Consider the following 19,690-nt stretch of genomic DNA (forward strand, 5'->3'; position numbering starts at 1 on the left):
TTCCGTCCTGCAGCTAGTTAGATTAGCCTAACGTAACCCCTGGAGCGCGTGTGAGGCCCATCGGAGTGCCCCCGCGCACAGGGTGCTGTCGCATGGCACGGAGAGCTTGGGGGAGGTCGCCCGGCAATGTGGGCAGACATTAAGGTAAGGCTAGGCATAGTTCTCAGATGAGGTGGTTCGTTTCATGCGTGCGGAGTCGTTCGGATTCCAGGTTCCCGTCAGCCGGGGCTGGGCACAGTGACCGGCGGCGAAATGAATGCGATGGACCGTCGCCGGGAACTCTTGCGCAAACGCCTCGCCGACAGCGGGGTGAGCACCCAGGCCGCTGACGCGCATCCAAGAGTGCAGGCTGGAGAGCGTCGCCCGCTTGCGCCGGGCCAGCGACGGATGTGGTTTGTGCAGACGAAGGATTCCGCTGACACCACGCTCAATGTCTGTGTGGCCCACCGGTTGGAGGGTGCGCTCATCGAGTCGAGGCTCCGCGACGCGTTCGCCGCGGTGATCGATCGTCACGACATCCTGCGCACCACCTACGGCAGGGATAGTGCGGGCGAGCCTTACCAGGTGTTTGCCGACGGCGTTGAGCTGCCATGGAGAACCGTCGATCTGTCGGGAATTCCGGCGGATCAGCGTGACGCCGAGGTGCAGGCTCTCGTCAACGGGGAGTGTGGACGCCCGTTCGACTTGACATCTGAACTGCCACTGCGCATTACGCTTGTCAGGTTCAATGACCGTGAGTTCCTCCTGGTACTGGTTGTACACCATGTGTGCTGGGACGATAGCTCCTGGGAAGTCTTCTTCGGCGAGCTGAACAGCCACTACGACGGCCACCAACTGCAAGGGCAGGCACCGCAGTTCGCTGTTGTCGGGATGTCAAGCGAACTGCCGTCGGACGCCGACTTCGAGTACTGGCGTAACACGCTTACCCCACTGCCTGAACCACTGGAGCTTCCCGGGCAGGCGACGGTGGAGGCCTCACGGGCCGCGCTTCGGCACAAAGTCACACTGCCCGAGAGCGTTGTCTCTCAAGTCGAGGGCTTCGCGAGGGAACACGCCGCCTCGCCCTTCATGGTTTTCCTGGCGGGATTCGGTGCGTTGGTGCACCGGTATACGGCGGCTCAAGATTTCCTCGTGGCAATCCCCGTGACGGAGCGAAAGGCTAATGCCGAGAACGTCATCGGCTACTTCGGCAATACGCTTCTGCTGCGCACCACTGTGGAAGCGGAAGACACCTTCGCGTCCTATGTCGCGTCGGTGCGCGACGTCTGCCTAGGTGCCTTTAGGCACCAGGAGGTCGGCATCGACCGAGTGGTGCGCGAGATCAACCCGAGTCGCGCCGCGGGACGTGATGGCTTGGAGGCATTGGTGAGTCTCGGGTTCAGCATGCGTAGCGATTCCAGTGGATACCAACTAGAGGGAGTCCGGGCGACCGCTCTCGAGCTCGGCGCCGACAGTGCGCAGCTGCCACTTTCGATGGCGATCATCGCCGAACCGTCCGGCACGATGGTTGAGCTCGAATACCAAGCCGATGCGGTACCGGATTGGCTCATTGCTCAGTTGCTCACTCACTTCGAACGGCTACTCGATGGCGGGACCGCCAACCCGCACACGACACTCTCGCAGCTCGATCTCTTCGGAGAGGATGAGCAGGCCGTACTTCTCGCGCACTCACGTGGCTCGGTTGTCCCTGTCGAGGCGACCACAATCGTTGAGGTTCTGGAGACTGCTTGTGTCGCCTCCCCGGACACCATCGCGTTGGCCTCCGATGCCATCGAGATGACATACCGGGAGTTGCACGGTCGCGCGAATCGTCTGGCGCGGTGGCTCATCGGGCAAGGTGTCGGCACGGAGGACGTTGTTGCGCTACGGATGACCACATCCGTGGAGTTCATCGTCGCAATGTTCGCAGTTCTCAAGGCGGGTGCGGCGTACATGCCGATCGATCCGGGACTGCCTGAGGACCGCATTGAGTACCTGATATCCGATGCCAATCCGCACGTGGCATTTGGGATGCCGGAGATCGTTGCGGCGGAACGCGAGGCAGAGGGTCTGGCGGACACGGTCATAACCGACTCCGAACGTGTGCGGCCGCTACGGCCGGACAACCTCGCCTACATCATCTACACCTCGGGTTCTACCGGGCAGCCCAAGGGTGTGGCCGTCTCTCATAGGGCCATCGCCGAGCACATCGTGTCTTTTACCGCCGAATGGAGCATGACAGCCCAGGACCGGATGCTGCAGTCGACATCGGTCAGCTTCGATGCTTCGCTCGCCGACATCCTGTGCCCGCTATCCCTCGGCGCGCGGATCGTGATACCAAGGGCAAATCCTTTCTCGGACATCGGCTATGTGGCAGACCTGGTGCAGCGACAGGGGGTCACTGTGCTGCACATGGTTCCCTCCTTGCTGAGGTCGGTGATGCTGTTACCGGAGGCGAGTCAGCTCCGTGGTCTGCGGCACGTACCGGTGGGTGGAGAGGCGCTTCCCGGCGAGGTCGCGGACAAGTTCGCGACGGTGTTCAATGCCGAGCTGCGAAATCACTACGGACCCACCGAGGCTGTGGTGTGCTCCACGTACATGCCGGTCGATGGGCCGCAGGGTACGTCGGTGGTGCCCATCGGCCGCCCCAACCGCAACGTGTACGCCTACGTGCTCGACGAGCAGCTTTCACTCGTGCCCGCCGGTGTCGCCGGTGAGTTGTACCTGGGTGGTACCCAGCTCGCCCGCGGTTATCTTGGCCGCGCATCGCTCAGTGCCGCGAGATTTGTCGCAGACCCATTCGGTAGCGGTGGCCGCTTGTACCGCACCGGGGACTTGGTGCGTCGCAATGTTTCTGGCGAACTCGAGTTCATTGGGAGGGTCGACGAGCAGGTCAAGGTGCGCGGGTACCGCATTGAGCTCGGTGAGGTCGAGGCCGTAATCGCCGCCGACGATCGTGTTGGACACTGTGTGGTCGCGGTCATGGAGGACCCGCAGATTGGACCGATGCTCGTCGCATACGTCGTTCCCCCCGACGTTGACGGCGCCACGGCAAATGTCGACGTGGACCTGCTGCGTAGCCGTGCGCAGGAGAAGCTTCCCGCGTACATGGTGCCGACCGCATTTGTCGTCATCCCCAGTATCCCGCTTACCACCAGTGGGAAACTGGATAAACGTGCGCTTCCCGTTCCTGATCCCATGTCCGGAAGGGGGTTTCGCGCTCCGCAGACACCCACGGAACGCAGGATGTGTGCGATCTTCGCGCACCTTTTCGGTCGCGACGCGATCAGCGCCGATGACTCGTTTTTCGAACTGGGTGGGCACTCATTGCTCGCTGCCCGGCTGGTCGCCCAGATCAGGGCGCAGTTCGGAATCGAGCTCACCGTGCGCGCAGTCTTTGACACTCCTACTCCGGAAGGTCTTGCCGCGGAGCTCGTCGAGCATTTCCGTGAGGAGTTCGAGATCGAGCTCGATGAACTAGATCTCGACGACGAAGAGATGTCTGATATCGCTCCCCGCGACGGGCGCCCCGATCTCGTCCAAGCCGTTCGCCCCGAATTACTCCCGTTGTCGTCGTCGCAGCTGTCCGTCTGGTTCGAATGTCAGATGGAGGGCATGACCGATTTCGGCAATATGCCGCTGGTACTTCGGTTTGGCGGCCCCCTCGATGATGGATTGTTGGAAAGAGCCATCAATGATGTCGTAGCGCGCCACGAGGCGCTGCGCACCAATTTCCGAGTGCATGAGGGTGCGCCACACCAGGTTGTACACGAGTCTGTGCAGGTATCGCTTCCGTTGATGGATGCACGGCCCGATGAGCTGACCGGCGCGCTGAACGGCCTGCGACACTACGTTTTCGACCTCGAGAGCGAGCCGTTGATCCGCCCGACTCTTGTGCGCGTGGACGAGCACGATCACGTGCTTTCCATCATCGTGCATCACTTGGTTTCCGACCACTCGTCGTTTGCGGTGTTCGTCGACGATCTGATCGTTGCCTATCGGGCGAGACTGGCAGGGGAGGCGCCCCAGTGGGACGTGCTGCCCATCCAGTACGCCGATTACGTGCTGTGGCAGTACGAGGCATTCGCTGAGGGAAGTGATTTCGCGGAAGCCGAGACAAAGTACTGGCGTGAGCAGCTGGCCGGTGTGCCGGGCCAGATTGCGGTAGCGCACGACCGGGAACGGCCAAGGGTGCTCGGAAAATCCAGCACAGTACACACATTCACGTTGTCTCAGGAGCGTCGCGCTGCGATTACGCGCCTTGCCGAGCAATCGGGGGCTACCGAGTTCATCGTCTATCAGGCTGCAACAGCGACAATGCTGCATCTGCTCGGCGGTGGGTCAGACATCGTTATTGGCAGCCCTGTGGCATCTCGCGTGCACCCAGCCACCGCGAATCTCATTGGGCTTTTCGCGAATATGGTGGCGCTGCGGAACGAATTCTCGGACAACCCGACATTGCGCACCGTGCTGTCACGGAGCCGGGACGCCGTCCTCAACGCCCAGGCGCATCAGGAGCTACCATTTGAGCGGCTTGTTGAGGCGATAAACCCACCGAGGTCGCGGTCCTGGAATCCGTTGTTCCAGACGATGATCAACTTCCGTGCAGCGGACTGGGCGCTTTCGGGACGTGACCTGACCGGATCGGGAGAGACTTCGGTGGTGCCGCTCCCGACGGAGTTGGACGTCTCGTTCCTGGATCTGAACCTGGGCCTGAATGTCACGGCTGAGGGCGGCCTGGATCTGTGGATGGTGGTGAACTCCGACTTGTACGAGCCGGACACGGCACCGTTGATCGCATCAGCCTTCGTGAACGCCCTTGACCTTTTTGTGTCCCAACAGGATTCCTCGGTGTCCGAGATAGCGTTGCTCTCGCAAGACGATATGGAACGGTTGCTGACACCGCCCGCACCGGCGGTCGAACAGCCCGCCGAACCGAGAAGTGCTGGGACACAAGAAACCGTGAGCGCGTTGATCGTGATCCTGGAAGAGCTACTCGAAATCGACGACGTGCAACCCGAGGACAACTTCTTTGCCCTCGGCGGTGACAGCATCATTTCCATCCAATGGTCAACCAGGGCGGCCGAACAGGGGTACGCGATGACACCCCAGATGATTTTTGAATGCCCGTCCATCTCCGAGTTGGCAGGGGCAGTCGACAATGCCATTGCGCAACCCGGCGATGCCGAGCCGACGCCGGAATCTGAGGCTAGCGCCCCGATGAGCGCCTCGGGACTTTCCGCAGACGCACTGGCGGCACTGACCGCATCGTGGCAGGAGCAATCGTGACAGGTGTCGGCCAGCAGCAGCCCCAGATCGAGGATGTCCTGGCGCTGAGTCCGCTGCAAGAAGGCTTCTACGCGCTGGCTCAGCTCGCCGATGAGAGTGTCGATCTGTACAGCATGCAGTTTGTGGTCGATGTCGACGGCGTGCTCGATGTAGACCTGCTGCACCGCAGTGCTCAGGCGATGTTGCAGCGCCACCCGAACCTGCGCGCGGCGTTCTGGGACCGTGGAGTGCCCCGTCCGGTACAGATAGTCCCCGTCCGGGCGCAGCTCCCCTGGGAGGAGCGAGTATCACTGCGCGCTGATTTCGATCGAATCGCCCGGGAAGAGCGGCAGCGCTCATTCGACCTGAGTAAGGGCCCCGCACTACGGATCGTGCTGCTTTCGGTGCCAGCCGAAGCCTCCTACCGAATGATTGTCACCGCTCACCACATCCTGATGGACGGTTGGGCGCTGGCGACGTTCTTCACCGAGATGCTGGCCGTCTATGAAGCCAACGGTTCGATGGATAGCCTGCCGGCCGTGCGTCCGTACCGTGACTACATCGCCTGGCTCAACGCGCAGGACACCGCAGCTGCGGCCGATAAATGGTCACGTTACCTGGGTACATCTTCTGGACCCTTGATGCTTGCTGACGGTGGCGTCGCAGCGCATGACAACGTGCCCGAGAAGACGCAATTCCTTTTGACCCCAGAGGAAACCGTGCGGCTGCGGGGGTGGGCCGCGGCGAATGGGCTCACTCTCAACACGGTAACCGCGTTCGCTTGGGCGGTGGTACTCGGCAGGTTGACCGATCGCACAGACGTCGTGTTCGGCACCATTGTGTCGGGTCGCCCCCGGGAACTTACTGATGTCGAGCGGATGGTCGGTTTGTTCATCAACTCGGTGCCGATGGTGGCTCATATCGACTACGCAGCCCCGGTGGTTACCCAGTGTGCGCAACTGCAGCGTGAAGCTGCCGCCATGCGCGATATCGGGTACTTGAGTCTTTCTGCGCTGCAACGCGCCGAAGGTGCGGCAGCCTTGTTCGACACCATGTTCGTTTTCGAGAATGCCCCCATCGGTGACGCCGTTCGCGAGATAGCGACGTCGAACGGAGCGCGTTTCCGGCCTGTCGAGATGGAGAGCTTGGCACACTATCCATTGACGGTGGTTTCGCATATGCACGGCGAAGCGCTGCTGGTGATGATCGAAGCCATTCCCGAAGCATTGCAGTACTTTTCGGCGGGAAGTGTGGGTGAGCGGCTGGTCTCTGTGTTGCGCCAGCTCCCAAATATAGGCGAGGGCACCCCGGATGCTCTCGATGTCTTGACGCCGGATGAGCGGGCCGAGATCGCTGTCACGGCATCTGCGGCCGACGCGTCAGCGAGATCGGTGTGGGAGCTCTTTGAGCGACAGGCGATCAGTCAGCCCGATGCCGTCGCCCTGACGGCGGGGGCTGAAGGGCGTTACACCTACGCACAGTTGCATGCCGCCGCGTGCAGACTGGCGAATGAACTGGCAGATCATGGCGTGGAGCCAGAAACGACGGTGGCGCTTGTACTTCCGCGCTCCGTCGAGTCGATTATTGCCATCCTTGGGGTGCTGGCCGCAGGTGCGGCTTACGTTCCAGTCGATATCGGACTACCCGCGGCACGTATCGAATCGATTCTGAGCCAATCCGATCCAAAGCTGATCATCACCATTACCGAGCACGGCGGTGTCGCCGGGACGCAGTACCGGGCCGTAGTGCTTGACGATCCTGCGACCGCGGAGCGGGTCTTACATCTGCCCGCAGAGGCCCCTGCTGTGGCTAGGCATCCTGACCAGAGTGCATATCTCATCTTTACCTCCGGATCGACGGGTGAGCCCAAAGGTGTCATCGGCACGCACGGTTCGCTGATGAATTACGCTGCCGACCATCGTGATCGGGTCTATCAGCCGGCCACCGCCCGATTGGGACGCAAGCTTCGGATCGCGCACGCCTGGTCGTTGAGCTTCGATGCCTCCTGGCAGCCGATGATCGGTCTGTTGGACGGGCACACCGTGCACCTGTTCGATGCCGAGGCCATGCGGGACGCACACCGGCTGGTGCAGGGCATGGCCGAGCACGATATCGACATGATCGACACCACGCCGTCGATGCTGGCGCAGTTGTCCGCCGCCGGGCTGCTCGATCGGGAGCTTGCGGTATTGGCGCTGGGTGGTGAGGCCATCGAGGCTGCCTTGTGGAACCGTCTGAGCGCATTGACCGAGACTGCCGTCTACAACTGCTATGGCCCCACGGAAACCACGGTCGAGGCGGTTGTCGCAGCGGTGAAGGACTATTCGACGCCCACCATCGGTACGCCGAATCAGGGGACGGCCGGGTATGTCCTGGATTCGCGGCTACGGCCGGTGCCGGATGGAGCGGTCGGCGAGCTGTACCTTGCCGGGTCCCAGCTGGCGCGCGGCTATGCGAGAAGACCAGCGGTGACGGCTAGTGCCTTTGTCGCAGATCCGCAGCGACCGGGGCAGCGCATGTACCGGACGGGTGATTTGGTGCGCCGCCTACCGCACGGCGGTTTCGCATATCTGGGCCGGGCCGACTCCCAGGTGAAGATCCGCGGTTATCGCGTCGAGGTCGGCGAGATTGAATCAGTACTACGCCTTCAACCTGATGTGCAGACCGCCGCAGTGTCCGTGGTCCGCCGCGCCGGCGGCGCGAGCCTGGTGGGTTTTGTTGTGCCCCAACAGGGACTGGCCCAATTCGATAGCACACGGATTGCGATGAGGCTCGCCGATCGGCTGCCGTCATACATGATGCCGTCGCGTTTGCTCGTGCTTGAGCGGTTGCCCGTCACGGTGAATGGCAAGCTGGATGGCGATGCGCTTGAGCGGCTTGCCCTGGAGGCCCTGTCGGGCGGCGCCGCCGAGGGGGAGCGGGCGCTACCCGCCACTACCACCGAATGTGCATTGTGTGAATGCTGTGCCGACCTATTCGACGGAACCGCTCCGGGCATCGATGACGACTTCTTTTCCCTTGGGGTGGACAGTATTGTCGCGATTTCGTTGGTGAACAAGGCGCGCAAGCGTGACCTGGTGATCACCCCGCGCATGGTCCTGGCTGCGCCAACCATTCGGCAGCTCGCGGCCCTCATCGACGAACGGGCCGACCGGGCTAATCGATCCGAGAACCTCGATTCCCTTACCGGAGAGGCGGACTACGGCGAGGTACTGCCGCTGCCCATCGTGACATGGATGCACGAGAGCGGAAATTACCGCAGGTTCGCGCTCTCGGCACTCGTTCGAGTGCCCGCCGGGATCGACCACGAATCCATAGAGCTGGTTCTACAGACGCTGCTTGACGGCCACGACATGCTGCGGTCGGTGCTCGTCGACACCATTGATGGGCCGCGTGTGCTCACGCGCGAGCCCGGGGTAGTGCGCGCCGGAAGTGTGCTTACCCACGTTGACCTGCCGGTAACCGGCGAAGTGCACGGAGCGATCGCGGACGCTGCGCGCGCTGCGTTCGACAAGTTGGATCCAAGATCGGGTGCAATGGTGCGCGCGGTCTGGCTAGCCGGCGGCGGCCACGACGATGTGCTTTTGCTCTCCGTTCACCACTTGGCCATGGATGTGGTCTCCTGGCATATTGCGTTGGCCGATATGGCGGAGGCGTGGCGCAGTTTGGGAGCCGGCGAAGTTCCCAAGGCACCCGTGGAATTCACGTCATACCGGCGCTGGTCCGAACTGATGTGGCAGCGGGCAAACAGTGACGAGGTTCAGGCCCAGCAGCAGTATTGGCTACAACAGGTCGCCGGTCCCGATCCGGCAGTGGGTGCGCGGCGTCCAGACCCCTCGCGCGACACGTGGGGCACCCTGCGCACCACGCCGGTAGTGACTCCGGTTGACATAACCGCTCGTTTACTGAGTTCGCTGAACAAGAACGACGGGGTGTACGGATTCTTGTTGGCCGCATTGGCTGTGACAGTGGCCAGTTGGCGTGTAGAACGCGGCCAGGATGCGTCACCGGGGACGCTGGTATCGATGGAGGGCCACGGGCGGGTCGATACCGCGTTCGATACTGACACCACAAGTACCATCGGGTGGTTCACCACGATGTACCCGGCTCGAATCGGTCAGGGTGAGTTGGCATTTGATGTAGCCACGGTGGAACGGGATGCGGTGTCTGCCCGCAGACTTTTGAATGCAGTCGCTCAACATCTCGCTGAAATTCCTCATCAAGGAATGGATTACGGCCTACTCCGTTATGTGAGCCGTAATGAGGAGCTGGCCGCCGCTGCCGATCCGCAGATTCAGTTCAACTATCTGGGACGCCTGGATATGAGCGGGATTACCGACCAGCCGTGGTCGCTGGTCACGGACGCGCGAGGCCTTGCCGTCCCACCCGATTCGGAACCCGAGTTGCCTTTGCGTTTTGGGATCAACGTCGGCTCCGCGATATCGACCACAGCGGAAGGTGCCCAGCTGCTGACCAACTGGCAGTGGAGCTCTAACCTTTTCACCTCGGAAGATGCCGACCAGCTGGCGCGGCTGTGGCAACGAAGCGTTGCCGCGCTGGCTCAGGCACTCGACGGATAGCGACAGGAAGACAGCACGGATGGAATCAATCAGCAGGGACGAGATCAAGGCGACCGTCGCGGACCTCATCGGGATTGCCCCCCAAGAGATCTCGGACGTTGATGACCTCATCACGCTCGGGCTGGACTCGATTCGCATGATGACTCTGGCCGGTGGATGGCGTAAGCGCGGCAGCCGCATCACCTTTGCGCAGCTCGCTGCCGAGCCATCGGTCCAGTCCTGGCATGCGCTGTTGGGAGAGGGTGTGGCACCGGTCGCAGAGGTCCGCCCCGACATCACGTCTGCCGACGCCTCGGACGACGCGGAGGATGAGCCCTTCCCGTTGGCCACCATGCAGCACGCCTACTGGATCGGCCGTTCGGAGGATCAGGAGCTCGGTGGCGTCGCGGCCCACCTATACGTCGAATTCGACGGTGGAGCAATCGATCCCGAGCGGCTTCGACTAGCAGTCGAGCAGCTCGTCGCGGCACATCCGATGTTGCGCACCAGGTTTCTGCCCGACGGCACTCAGCAGACCCTGACCGCCCCCGAGCGTGATGTCTTCAGCGTGGTGGACCTGCGTGGACGTAGGGATGAGGAAATCGATGCGGCACTGACCGAGCTCCGTGAACGCAAGACGCACCAGCGTTTGGCAATCGAGGACGGCCAGGTGCTCGATGTCACCCTGACCCTGCGCGACGAGGAGAACAGCCGACTACATCTGGATGTGGACATGCTGGCCGGTGATGCGATGAGTTACCGGGTGCTGGTATCCGATCTAGCCGCGCTGTATCACGGTGCCGCACAACCGGAGTTGGGATACACCTATCGGCGGTATCGCACCGAGCAACGCGGCGACGAGTCGGCGCGCGAGCGTGATCGACAATGGTGGAGCGAGCGACTGGACGACCTGCCGGGTGCGCCGGAGCTGCCCACCGTGCCGGTGAGTGAGCGGGCCGAACCGCACCGCACCGTGCGCTACGACTATTGGCTTGAACCGCACGCCAAGCAGCAGCTGCTGGCGGCCGCGCATCAGCGCGGTATCACCCCCGCGATGGCGATGGCGGCGGTCTTCGCCGAAACCATCGGAGGGTGGTCCGCGCAAAGCCGGTTCCTGCTGAATGTCCCGCTCTTCCATCGCGAATCGGTACACCCCGATATCGACAGGGTGATCGGCGATTTCACCTCCTCGATCATGCTCGACGTCGATCTCACCGACCAGATGTCGGTGGCCGACCGCGCTCGCGCGTTGCAGCGCAACATGTACGAGAGCGGAGCGCATTCGGCGTACCCGGGGCTCAATGTGCTCCGGGACCTGGGACGACACCGCGGTGAGCCGGTATTGGCGCCGGTGGTGTACACCAGTGCGCTGAATCTGGGAGAGCTGTTCGCCAAGTCGGTTATGGACACCTTTGGTGAACCGGTCTGGATCATTTCCCAGGGGCCACAGGTGCTGTTGGATGCGCAGGTCACCGAGGTACGTGGCGGACTGCTACTCAACTGGGATGTGCGTGAATCGGCCTTCCCGACGGGCATGGTCGACACCATGTTCGCGCGTTACACCAATGCGGTGGCCGCGCTCTGCGCTGGTGACGACGGCTGGAATGCCGATGCGGCTGTGCGGCTTCCGGCTTCGCAGGCCGAGGTCAGACGGGCCGTCAATGCGACCGACGGCCCGGTGAGCGGCCGATGCCTGCACGAAGGCTTCTTCGATTTCGCGAAGACCCATCCCGGTGCAGCCGCGGTGGTGTGGGGGTTCGGCGACGAGGACGGGCTGTGGACCTACGGTGACCTGGCCGCGCAGGCCCTGGCGGTGGCCGGTGCGCTGCAGGCTCGTGGCGTTCGGCCCGGCGACGCGGTGGCGGTGCAGCTGCCCAAGGGGCGCGATCAGATTCTCGCCGTGCTCGGCGTGCTTGCCGCCGGGGCGACGTACATCCCGATCGGGTTCGACCAGCCCGCCCGCCGCCGTGCCAGCATCCTCGAAACCGGTGGTGTCGCGATGGCGATAACCGTTCCGGGCGCTGATATCCCGGTGTCGTCGCTATCCATCGATGAGGCCCGAAATCACGCTGAGCCGCTAGCCGCACCGGTCATTCCCGCGACTGATGCGATTGCATATGTCATCTTCACCTCTGGCTCGACCGGCACTCCCAAGGGTGTGGACGTACTGCACCGCGGGGCGATGAACACCATCGATGCCGTCAACGGGTGGTTCGATGTGGGCCCCACCGACAGGGTGCTGGCGCTCTCGGCACTGGAGTTCGACGCATCCGTGTACGACATCTTCGGCATGTTTTCGGTCGGCGGATCACTGGTGGCGGTCGACGTCGCACAGCGCGCCGAGGCCACCACGTGGGTGGATCTGCTGCGGCGCCACAAGGTTTCGATCCTCAACTGTGTACCGAGCATGCTGGACATGATCCTGGAGATCGGCGGTAACGGCCTGGGCGACTCGTTGCGGGCTGTCACACTGGGTGGCGACTGGGTGGGCGCCGACCTGGCGACGCGTCTGGCTGAACAGGTGCCGGGGTGCAGGTTCTCCGGCCTCGGCGGAGCCACCGAGACGTCTATTCACAACACCATCTGCGAAGTGGTGGGAGATCCGCCCGCGCTTTGGGCGACAGTGCCTTTCGGTGTGCCGCTGCGTAACGTCCGGTGCCGGGTGGTCTCACCCGCGGGTCGTGACTGCCCGGACTGGGTGCCCGGTGAGTTCTGGGTGGGCGGCGCCAATGTCGCGGCCGGATACCGCAAGGACCCCGAACGCACTGCGGAACGATTCGTCGAGTACGACGGACTGCGCTGGTATCGGACGGGAGACATGGCCAGGTACTGGCCGGACGGAACCATCGAGTTCCTGGGCCGCGCGGACCATCAGGTGCAGATCCGTGGATACCGCGTGGAACTGGGCGAGGTGGAAAGTGCATTGCGCATGGTCCCCGGCGTACGTCATGCCGTTGCCGCCATCGTCGGCGGTGATGCGCCGATCCTTGTTGCCGCAGTGTCGGGCACCCCGGACCGGTCGGCGGATTACGCGACGTTACTCGGCGACTTGGTCCCCGGATACATGGTTCCGGCGCGTGTCGAGCTCCTCGATCAGATGCCGTTGACGCCGAACGGGAAGATCGATCGGGGAGCGGTGACCGCTCTGCTCGACGACGCGGCCACCACCGCCACCGACTCGGCTCCCCGGGATGATCTGGACGCCGCCCTCGCCGACCTGATGGCAGGTGTACTGGGCCTGGAATCCATTGGGGTGTACGACGACTTCTTCGCTCAGGGTGGTGACTCGGTGCTCGCCACGACAGTCATTGCGCGGGTGCGTGACTGGCTGTCGGTCGAGCACGCGCTAGTCGGAGACCTCTTTGCCACCCGTACCGTCGCCGGGCTTGCCGACAGACTCAAGCAGCGCGAGATCGAACTCGGTACCCCGGACCGCCTGGCCGTAGTGGCCGGGCACTACCTGGAGATCGCGGCGATGACCGATGAGGAGATCTTGGCCGGCACCACCTGATCGGTCAGGACGCCGCAGGTGTGCCTAGCACCATGCTGCCCACGCTGCACTCCTGCAGCTCCGGAACGGCTGCGGCCGCGGTGAATGCCGCGGTGTCGCCGAAGCCCTGGGCGCATGCACCCAGGCCCATGGCCGTGGCGGCCAGGTAGATGGTCTGCATGAGAACACCGACGTGCTTGAGGATGGCCGAGTAGGCGACCTGTTCGTAGGTCCACATCACCCGGCCGGCGCGCGCGCCCATCACCAGCAGCACCTGTGGTTCGGCGCCCCCCTCAAGGGTTGCGGAGGTCGATTTGAGCAGCTGCTTGACTGCGGTGGAGCCGGCGTCGGCCACCGGCCGCAGAACGTGCTCGAAGGAGTCGTAGTGGTACATGCCGGGTGCCAGTCCGGCGACGTTGCGCACCACCGGATACAGCTCCAGCTCGTACACGCTGCCACCCGAGGGATACGGGCGCGACAGCAGTTCTTCGCCTTCGCTTTCTGAGCGGGTGCTGCGGGTACGGGCCGTGCGATACAGGAGCTCGGAAAGCTGTTCGAGGGTAATGGGGTTGGCATCGTCGAAGGCGCGCACCGAGATCCGGTCCTCGATCACGGTGGTGAGGGTGGGGTCTTGCGCGCGTAGGGTTGCCAGATCAGGGGCGGGCAGTGCCACCGGGTTTCCCGGATAGTCGGGTTTGCGCGCCGCGGGCTGCGGGAACTTGCCCTTCGCCCATTTCGTAGGACCGAAGTGATCCCAGGTGATGGTGCGCTCGCCCAGAGTGCTGCGTCGGTGAAACCACAGGTCCGATGCGCTCCAACTGATCGAGGTGAACTCGTGGTTCTCCTCGTCGCTGTTGGAGACGAGGAATCCGCCCCAGCGCAAATCTGCCAGGAACCGCGCGATGAGATCCTCGCCCAGGCCGGCGGGAGCACCCGCGGGGCCGTCGAGCAAGGGAAGCAGACGCAGATCATGGATGCGGATATCGCACCAACCGCGCGGGTTTTCCAGTACGTATCCGCGTGAATCACGATGCAGCACGGAGAATTTCGACAGATGAACGCCCGATGGTGTGGCATCTTCGGGTTGCGGGCCCGGGACCCCGAAGCATTGGATGGCATAGAGGTCGTGCGTGTCGTCGCGGACCGTCAGCGAAAGCCAACCACCTTCGAATAGCCGCCCGATGAGTGCCTCGATGGCGTCGCTATCGGAATCGGTTACCAGTTCCGATAGCGTCGCCTGCCCGCTGTTGAGAGTTTTCAGTACGCGCCGCTGCTGCTGCGAGAGCCCGGTGAGTTTTTCGTTGCGCGGTGGGTTCAGGAGTATCCCGCCCGCGGCTGTGACGAGGCACGTTGCGCCGTCGCGTAGGGCGAACCGGGTCCCAGCGGGGTAGGTGAGAGCGGACAACGGAAGCCTTCCGGGAACGTATGCCGACGCCGAATGCGTATGCGTTTCACGACGATCATAAGGAACCCCGGTAAGGTATCCCTAACTCGGGCTCCCTTTGCTGGACGGGCGGATAGCTGTCGGGGGTTTGGATGCGTGAGTTACTTGCACCGCGGACTTAATGTGCGACCTGACAGACAAGCATGCTCGGCCATCCGGCCGATGGTGCTGGATGAAGCCGAAAGTGCCCAGTACGCTGAGCATCCAGCGAATGTCCGAACGATGAGGAGTGCTCGATGAATTTCGGCGATTTCCAGCTCCAGTTCTATGCGGCGGGTGCGCTCGGAAAGGTGTCAACTCTTCCCTTCACCTTTGCCGAACTGGAGAGCCGCGCGGAGCAAACGCTGGGCGAGGGAATCTTCGGCTACGTGCGTGGTGGCGCCGGTGATGAGCACACCCAGGACGCCAACGCCACCGCGCTGCGCCGGTACGGGCTGGTGCCCCGGATGCTGCGAGATCGCACGGCCAGAGACATGTCGACCTCATTTCTGGGCCGCGAACTCACCAGCCCACTGTTCATCTGCCCGGTCGGTGTGCTGGGTGCGGTCCGCGATCGTGGAGATCTGCTCACGGCCGCTGCCGCCCGGGACCTCGATGTGCCCGCCATGTACTCGACGCTTTCGTCGGCGACCTTGGAAGAGGTCGCCGCCGAGCGCGGCGATTCATATGGGATCTTCCAGTTGTACCCGTCATCAGATGCCGAGCTGACGGACAGCTTCATCCGGCGTGCCGAGGCGGCGGGGTACGACGCTCTTGCGGTGACCCTGGATACCGGCACGCTGGGATGGCGTCCCCGCGATCTCAAACACGGTTATCTGCCGATGCTGCACGGACATTGCCTGGCGAACTACACCTCCGATCCGCGATTCCTCGAGATCGCGGGCGTGCGTTCCGCAGGGGAACTGACGCCGATGCACGCGGGTCTGGTGTGGGCGTCGCTGTTCAGCCATCCGGGCCTCACGTGGGCGGATATCGATCACTATCGAGAACTGACCAAACTGCCGATCATCCTGAAGGGCATCTGTGACGTCGACGACGTTCGGCAGGCGGTAGACCGCGGAGTCGATGCCATTGCCTACTCCAATCACGGTGGTAGGCAGGCGAATGGGGGAGTACCGGCCATCGATGGTCTGGCCGCGGCCGTCGAGGCGGCCGGCTCGGTTCCGGTGACTTTCGACTCCGGCGTCCGTGACGGTATCGATGTCTTGCGCGCCGTCGCCCTCGGCGCCAGCCTGGTGGGTGTGGCCCGGCCGTATGTGTACGGGCTGGCACTGGACGGAACCAACGGCGTCAAACACGTGATCCAGTCGCTACTGGCAGAGGCCGACCTCACCATGGCAGTGAACTGTTATCTGTCGCTCGATGAGTTGGCGGTGCAGCGGCTTCCCTAGCAGCAGTGCTTGATCGGGGCCACCGGGGTGGTGCTGTGGTCAGTGTCGGTGGCATCGCGGAATGCACCGAGGAACGCAGCGAGGTCAACGTGTCGGCCACCGATCCAGGTGCCCTTGATGCTGATTTCCTCGGTGAGCCGCGCGGGATCAATCCCGTACGGATCGTGCGACAGTTCGACGAAATCGGCGAGCTTGCCGACGGTGATGGAACCGATGAGGCGGTCTCGTTGCAGTGTGCGAGCCGCGTTGATGGTCTGCGCGCGCAGCGCCTCATCGAGGGTGATGGCCTGTTGGGCGCCGTGGACATTGCCGGCACGTGTGCGCCGGGACGTCACCGTCTGGATGTTTGTCAACGGAGAGGGCGGTGAGACGGATCCGTCGTTGTGCAGCGACACGCACGCCCCTGAGGCGACCGCATCGGAGAAGGGCTGCCACTGGCTGCCGTGCTCGTGGTCGAAGATGTGGCCGTCCAACAGATCGCCCCAGAAGTAGTACTGGAAGGGCGACATGGAGACGTGTACGCCCAACCGGGCGGCACGGTCCAGCTGGGCGCGGATGGCGCCTCCGACGTGTTCGAGTCGCCACCGGTGGTCGGTGCCGAGCAAGCCGTGTCGCTGCAGTGCGGCCTCGTAGGCGTCGAGTGCCAGCTCCACGGCAAGGTCACCGTTGGAATGGAAGGCCATCTGCCAGCCCAGAGGTGCGGCCTTGTCGAGGATGGCATCGAGCTGCTCGCGGGAGTAGTTCAACGAACGCGTTCCACCCGCAGTGGTCGGGTCGATCGCTGCCCTTCGGGTCGCCTCCGAGTCGAGGTAGGGGAATGACGTCGCGCCCGTCCCGACCCACACCGCGCCGTCGGTCCACAGCTTGACGCCGGTCTTGCGTAACATGTCCTCGTCTACTGTGAATTCCTCTGATTCGGTATAGGTTTCGGTTGTAGACATCTCCCACAGACTGACCCGAAGTGGACATGAAGGAGCCGCGGCGAGTGCCTCGTAGGCGGGCTTGAGCTGCCGGTCGTAGGACATGTCCGAGGTTGATGTGTATCCCGCGCGGGCCATCGCCGAGAAGAACAGCGCGGCCGAATGTAGGGGATTGCCCATTCCGGCGATCAGCGGCGCCAGTACCTCGGTGAGTACGGGAACCTCGAATCCACGTCCGTTGAGACTGCCGTCGGTGTTGCGCTGGTAATGCCCGCCCACCGGGTCTGCCGGTGGGGCTCCGTCCCAGCCGTGCAGCTTCATCAGTGCTGTGCCGAAGTAGATTCCATGTCCGGAGTTATCGGTGATGGCGGCGACGCGATCACCGAAGATCTGGTCCAGTTCGCGGGCGTCCGGTGCGGGGTGTTCGTGTAGGAGTGCATCGAATCCGCTGAAAATCAATGGTTCTGATGGGTCGGCCTCGGCGAGCGCCGTGTGAAACGCGGCGATCACGTCGTCCCAGCTCTGTGCCCTCCAGGGGGCGATCGAGCGCACGGGAGCCTCGGTGATGACACCGCTCATGAACGGATGCCCGTGTGGCTCAACGAAACCAGGTAGGAGGGCGCCTGCCCCGGTGTCGATCACCTCGGCGTCGGGGAGCGTCGAGGTGCATTCCGCCAGCGACCCCACTGCGACGATGCGGTTTCCCGATACCGCGATGGCCTCGGCGCGGGGCCGCTCATCGTCCATCGTGATCACGGTGGCTGCCGTCAGAATGATGTCAGACATGTTGTTCCCTCGTTCCTTGTCTTGTGGTCTTCCCTGTGCGGCACGGCTTATCTCCTCCGGGCCTGTGGTGCGTGCCAATGGAATCGGATCGCAAGCATGCGCAGCCCGAATGCGCCTAGCGCTGCAGCCATTCCGGTCAGATCGGAGTAGATGCCGAAATGGATCAGGAATGCTGTGATGCTGGAGCCGAGCATGGCCGGTATGGCATAAAGCTCGCTGTCCGGCCGCAGCAGGATCGGTGTCTCGCCGGAGAGCAGGTCGCGGATGACTCCACCTCCGATGGCAGTCAGCGCACCCAGGAGCGCGGCCGAAGGCGCGGAAAGTCCGCTATGGGCCGCGATGGCGGTGCCCGTCACGCAGAAGACCGCTAGTCCCAAGGCATCGGTGATCTGCAGGGGCCAGCCGGTGAGCCTGGCCGGAGGCTGCCAGAGGAAAACCAATCCCGCTGCGGCAAGCGCTATCCCGATATGGGAAAAACTGGTGAATGCCGCCGGCGGATGTTGTCCGATGATGAGGTCACGGATTACGCCGCCGCCGATCGCCGTCACCATGGCAAGCACCGCGAGCCCGACGATGTCGAATTTCTTCTCGACGGCGACCAGCGCCGCCGACATCGCAAAGGCCAAGGTGCCCAGGTAATCAAGAACCACGTGGCTGATCGACACCAACGAATGCAGCTCGACCGAGTTCGTCATCAGTGCCACGGACGTCAACTCGGATTCCTTCCGCCGGACGAAGTCGGATCAAGATCCTATTCGGTACGGAGGCGTTCCGGTGCGTGTGCGGAAGAACGGGTCAAGATGCCATGACTATCAACTCAACTCGGCCGGGGATTAGCCCCCGAACCGTGGTCCGCGCCGTCGCAGGTATCGCTCGAATTCGGCTGCCAGGGCGTCGCCATCGATCTTGCTCAGAATCTCGGTGGTATCCACCTCGGCGTCACCACGTTCCTCGAGCGACTGGACGTACTCGGCAATCTCTTCGTCCTCGGTGGTCATCTCGGAGACGGCCTGCTCCCACTCCTCGGCCTGTTCGGGCAGGTCTCCGAGCGGCACCTCGACATCCAGTACGTCTTCGACGCGCTGCAGCAGCGCGACCGTCGCCTTTGGATTGGGGGGTTGCGATACGTAGTGCGGTACCGCGGCCCAGAAGGCCACGGCCGGTATGCCGGCGTTCACACAGGCGTCCTGGAACACCCCGGCGATACCGGTGGGGCCCTCATATCGGGTCTCCTCCAGGCCGAAGAATTTCGCGGCGTCGGGGGAGTAGGCGGTACCGCTCACGGGCACCGGCCGGGTGTGTGGAGTGTCGGCCAACAGTGCCCCCAGGATCACCACGGTCGAGACGTTAAGACGGTCTGCGATGGCCAGTAGGCGGTTACAGAAGGTGCGCCACCGCATGTTCGGTTCGGCACCGTGCATCAGAACCACGTCGCGCTGCGAGCCGGGCGGCGAACAATAGGAGATATGCATGCCCGGCCATTCCAACTCGCGGGTGACACCCTTGACCAGCCGTACGACGGGACGATTGACCTGGTAGTCGTAGTAATCCTCATCGTCGATGGTCATCAGCGGAGTGGCCTGCCAGGTGGTGTCCAGGTGCTCCAACGCAGCGCTGGCGGCATCCCCGGCGTCGTTCCAGCCCTCGAATGCGGCAACCACCACCGGGTCGCGCAGCACGGGTAGGCCGTTCTGGGCGGTATCCGACTGGGTCACGGTGCCAGCGTAAGCCCTGCGTGACGGGGACGAGCTGCGGCTGGCGGAGAATGGATTGGATAGCCAGATCACATTGTTGATATGACCGCCCGAAGAGAAACCCGCACGACATATTGGGCGTTCGCACGACTGTCGAGT

The 19,690-nt window shown here is 63.2% G+C and carries 8 protein-coding genes; 4 read left to right on the forward strand and 4 right to left on the reverse strand.

Translation table 11 applies throughout. The annotated features are described in order from the left end of the window. Positions 1-237: 237 nt before the first annotated feature. Genes MSTE_RS10120 through MSTE_RS10130 form a run of 3 tightly spaced genes read left to right on the forward strand, consistent with a single transcriptional unit; the run spans position 238 to position 13,317 of the window. On the forward strand, positions 238-5,268 hold the full coding sequence (locus tag MSTE_RS10120; RefSeq protein ID WP_096500903.1) for a non-ribosomal peptide synthetase: 5,031 nt from the start codon (positions 238-240) through the stop codon (positions 5,266-5,268). Further along, positions 5,265-9,827 (forward strand): non-ribosomal peptide synthetase, encoded by a 4,563-nt coding sequence (locus tag MSTE_RS10125; RefSeq protein ID WP_096500905.1) that lies wholly within the window; start codon positions 5,265-5,267, stop codon positions 9,825-9,827. Before MSTE_RS10120 ends, MSTE_RS10125 begins: the two co-directional genes overlap by 4 nt. Before the next feature lie 19 nt (positions 9,828-9,846). After that, on the forward strand, positions 9,847-13,317 hold the full coding sequence (locus MSTE_RS10130; protein WP_096500907.1) for a non-ribosomal peptide synthetase: 3,471 nt from the start codon (positions 9,847-9,849) through the stop codon (positions 13,315-13,317). Positions 13,318-13,321: 4 nt separating this feature from the next. On the opposite strand, the gene MSTE_RS10135 is transcribed toward MSTE_RS10130, so the two are convergent. Next, complete coding sequence (locus MSTE_RS10135; RefSeq protein WP_096500909.1) at positions 13,322-14,701, reverse strand: SagB family peptide dehydrogenase; 1,380 nt, start codon at positions 14,699-14,701, stop codon at positions 13,322-13,324. Positions 14,702-14,976: 275 nt separating this feature from the next. Here MSTE_RS10135 and MSTE_RS10140 point away from each other — a divergent pair, with 275 nt between their 5' ends. After that, entirely contained in the window at positions 14,977-16,131 is a 1,155-nt protein-coding gene (locus tag MSTE_RS10140; RefSeq protein WP_096500911.1) for an alpha-hydroxy-acid oxidizing protein, read from the forward strand. Here MSTE_RS10140 and MSTE_RS10145 read toward each other — a convergent pair. The 3 genes from MSTE_RS10145 to MSTE_RS10155 all read right to left on the reverse strand — a co-directional run bounded on the left by MSTE_RS10145 (position 16,128) and on the right by MSTE_RS10155 (position 19,624). Further along, positions 16,128-17,837 carry an amidohydrolase gene (locus MSTE_RS10145; protein ID WP_096500913.1) on the reverse strand — a complete coding sequence of 570 codons (1,710 nt, stop codon included), beginning with the start codon at positions 17,835-17,837 and terminating at the stop codon, positions 16,128-16,130. The two genes, MSTE_RS10140 and MSTE_RS10145, sit on opposite strands and share 4 nt — an antisense overlap. Before the next feature lie 47 nt (positions 17,838-17,884). Beyond that, positions 17,885-18,532 carry a trimeric intracellular cation channel family protein gene (locus MSTE_RS10150; RefSeq protein ID WP_096505702.1) on the reverse strand — a complete coding sequence of 216 codons (648 nt, stop codon included), beginning with the start codon at positions 18,530-18,532 and terminating at the stop codon, positions 17,885-17,887. Between the two features lie 138 nt (positions 18,533-18,670). Next, positions 18,671-19,624, reverse strand: a complete 954-nt coding sequence (locus MSTE_RS10155) for a PAC2 family protein (protein ID WP_408645883.1) — start codon at positions 19,622-19,624, stop codon at positions 18,671-18,673. Positions 19,625-19,690 lie beyond the last annotated feature (66 nt).

This window comes from [Mycobacterium] stephanolepidis (assembly GCF_002356335.1).
Lineage (GTDB): Bacteria > Actinomycetota > Actinomycetes > Mycobacteriales > Mycobacteriaceae > Mycobacterium > Mycobacterium stephanolepidis.

Bases quoted from the DNA above. Each gene is read 5' to 3' on its own strand.
- MSTE_RS10145 (WP_096500913.1), bottom strand. From the start codon at position 17,837: ATGTCTGACATCATTCTGACGGCAGCCACCGTGATCACGATGGACGAT.
- MSTE_RS10130 (WP_096500907.1), top strand. From the start codon at position 9,847: ATGGAATCAATCAGCAGGGACGAGATCAAGGCGACCGTCGCGGACCTC.
- MSTE_RS10140 (WP_096500911.1), top strand. From the start codon at position 14,977: ATGAATTTCGGCGATTTCCAGCTCCAGTTCTATGCGGCGGGTGCGCTC.
- MSTE_RS10150 (WP_096505702.1), bottom strand. From the start codon at position 18,532: ATGACGAACTCGGTCGAGCTGCATTCGTTGGTGTCGATCAGCCACGTG.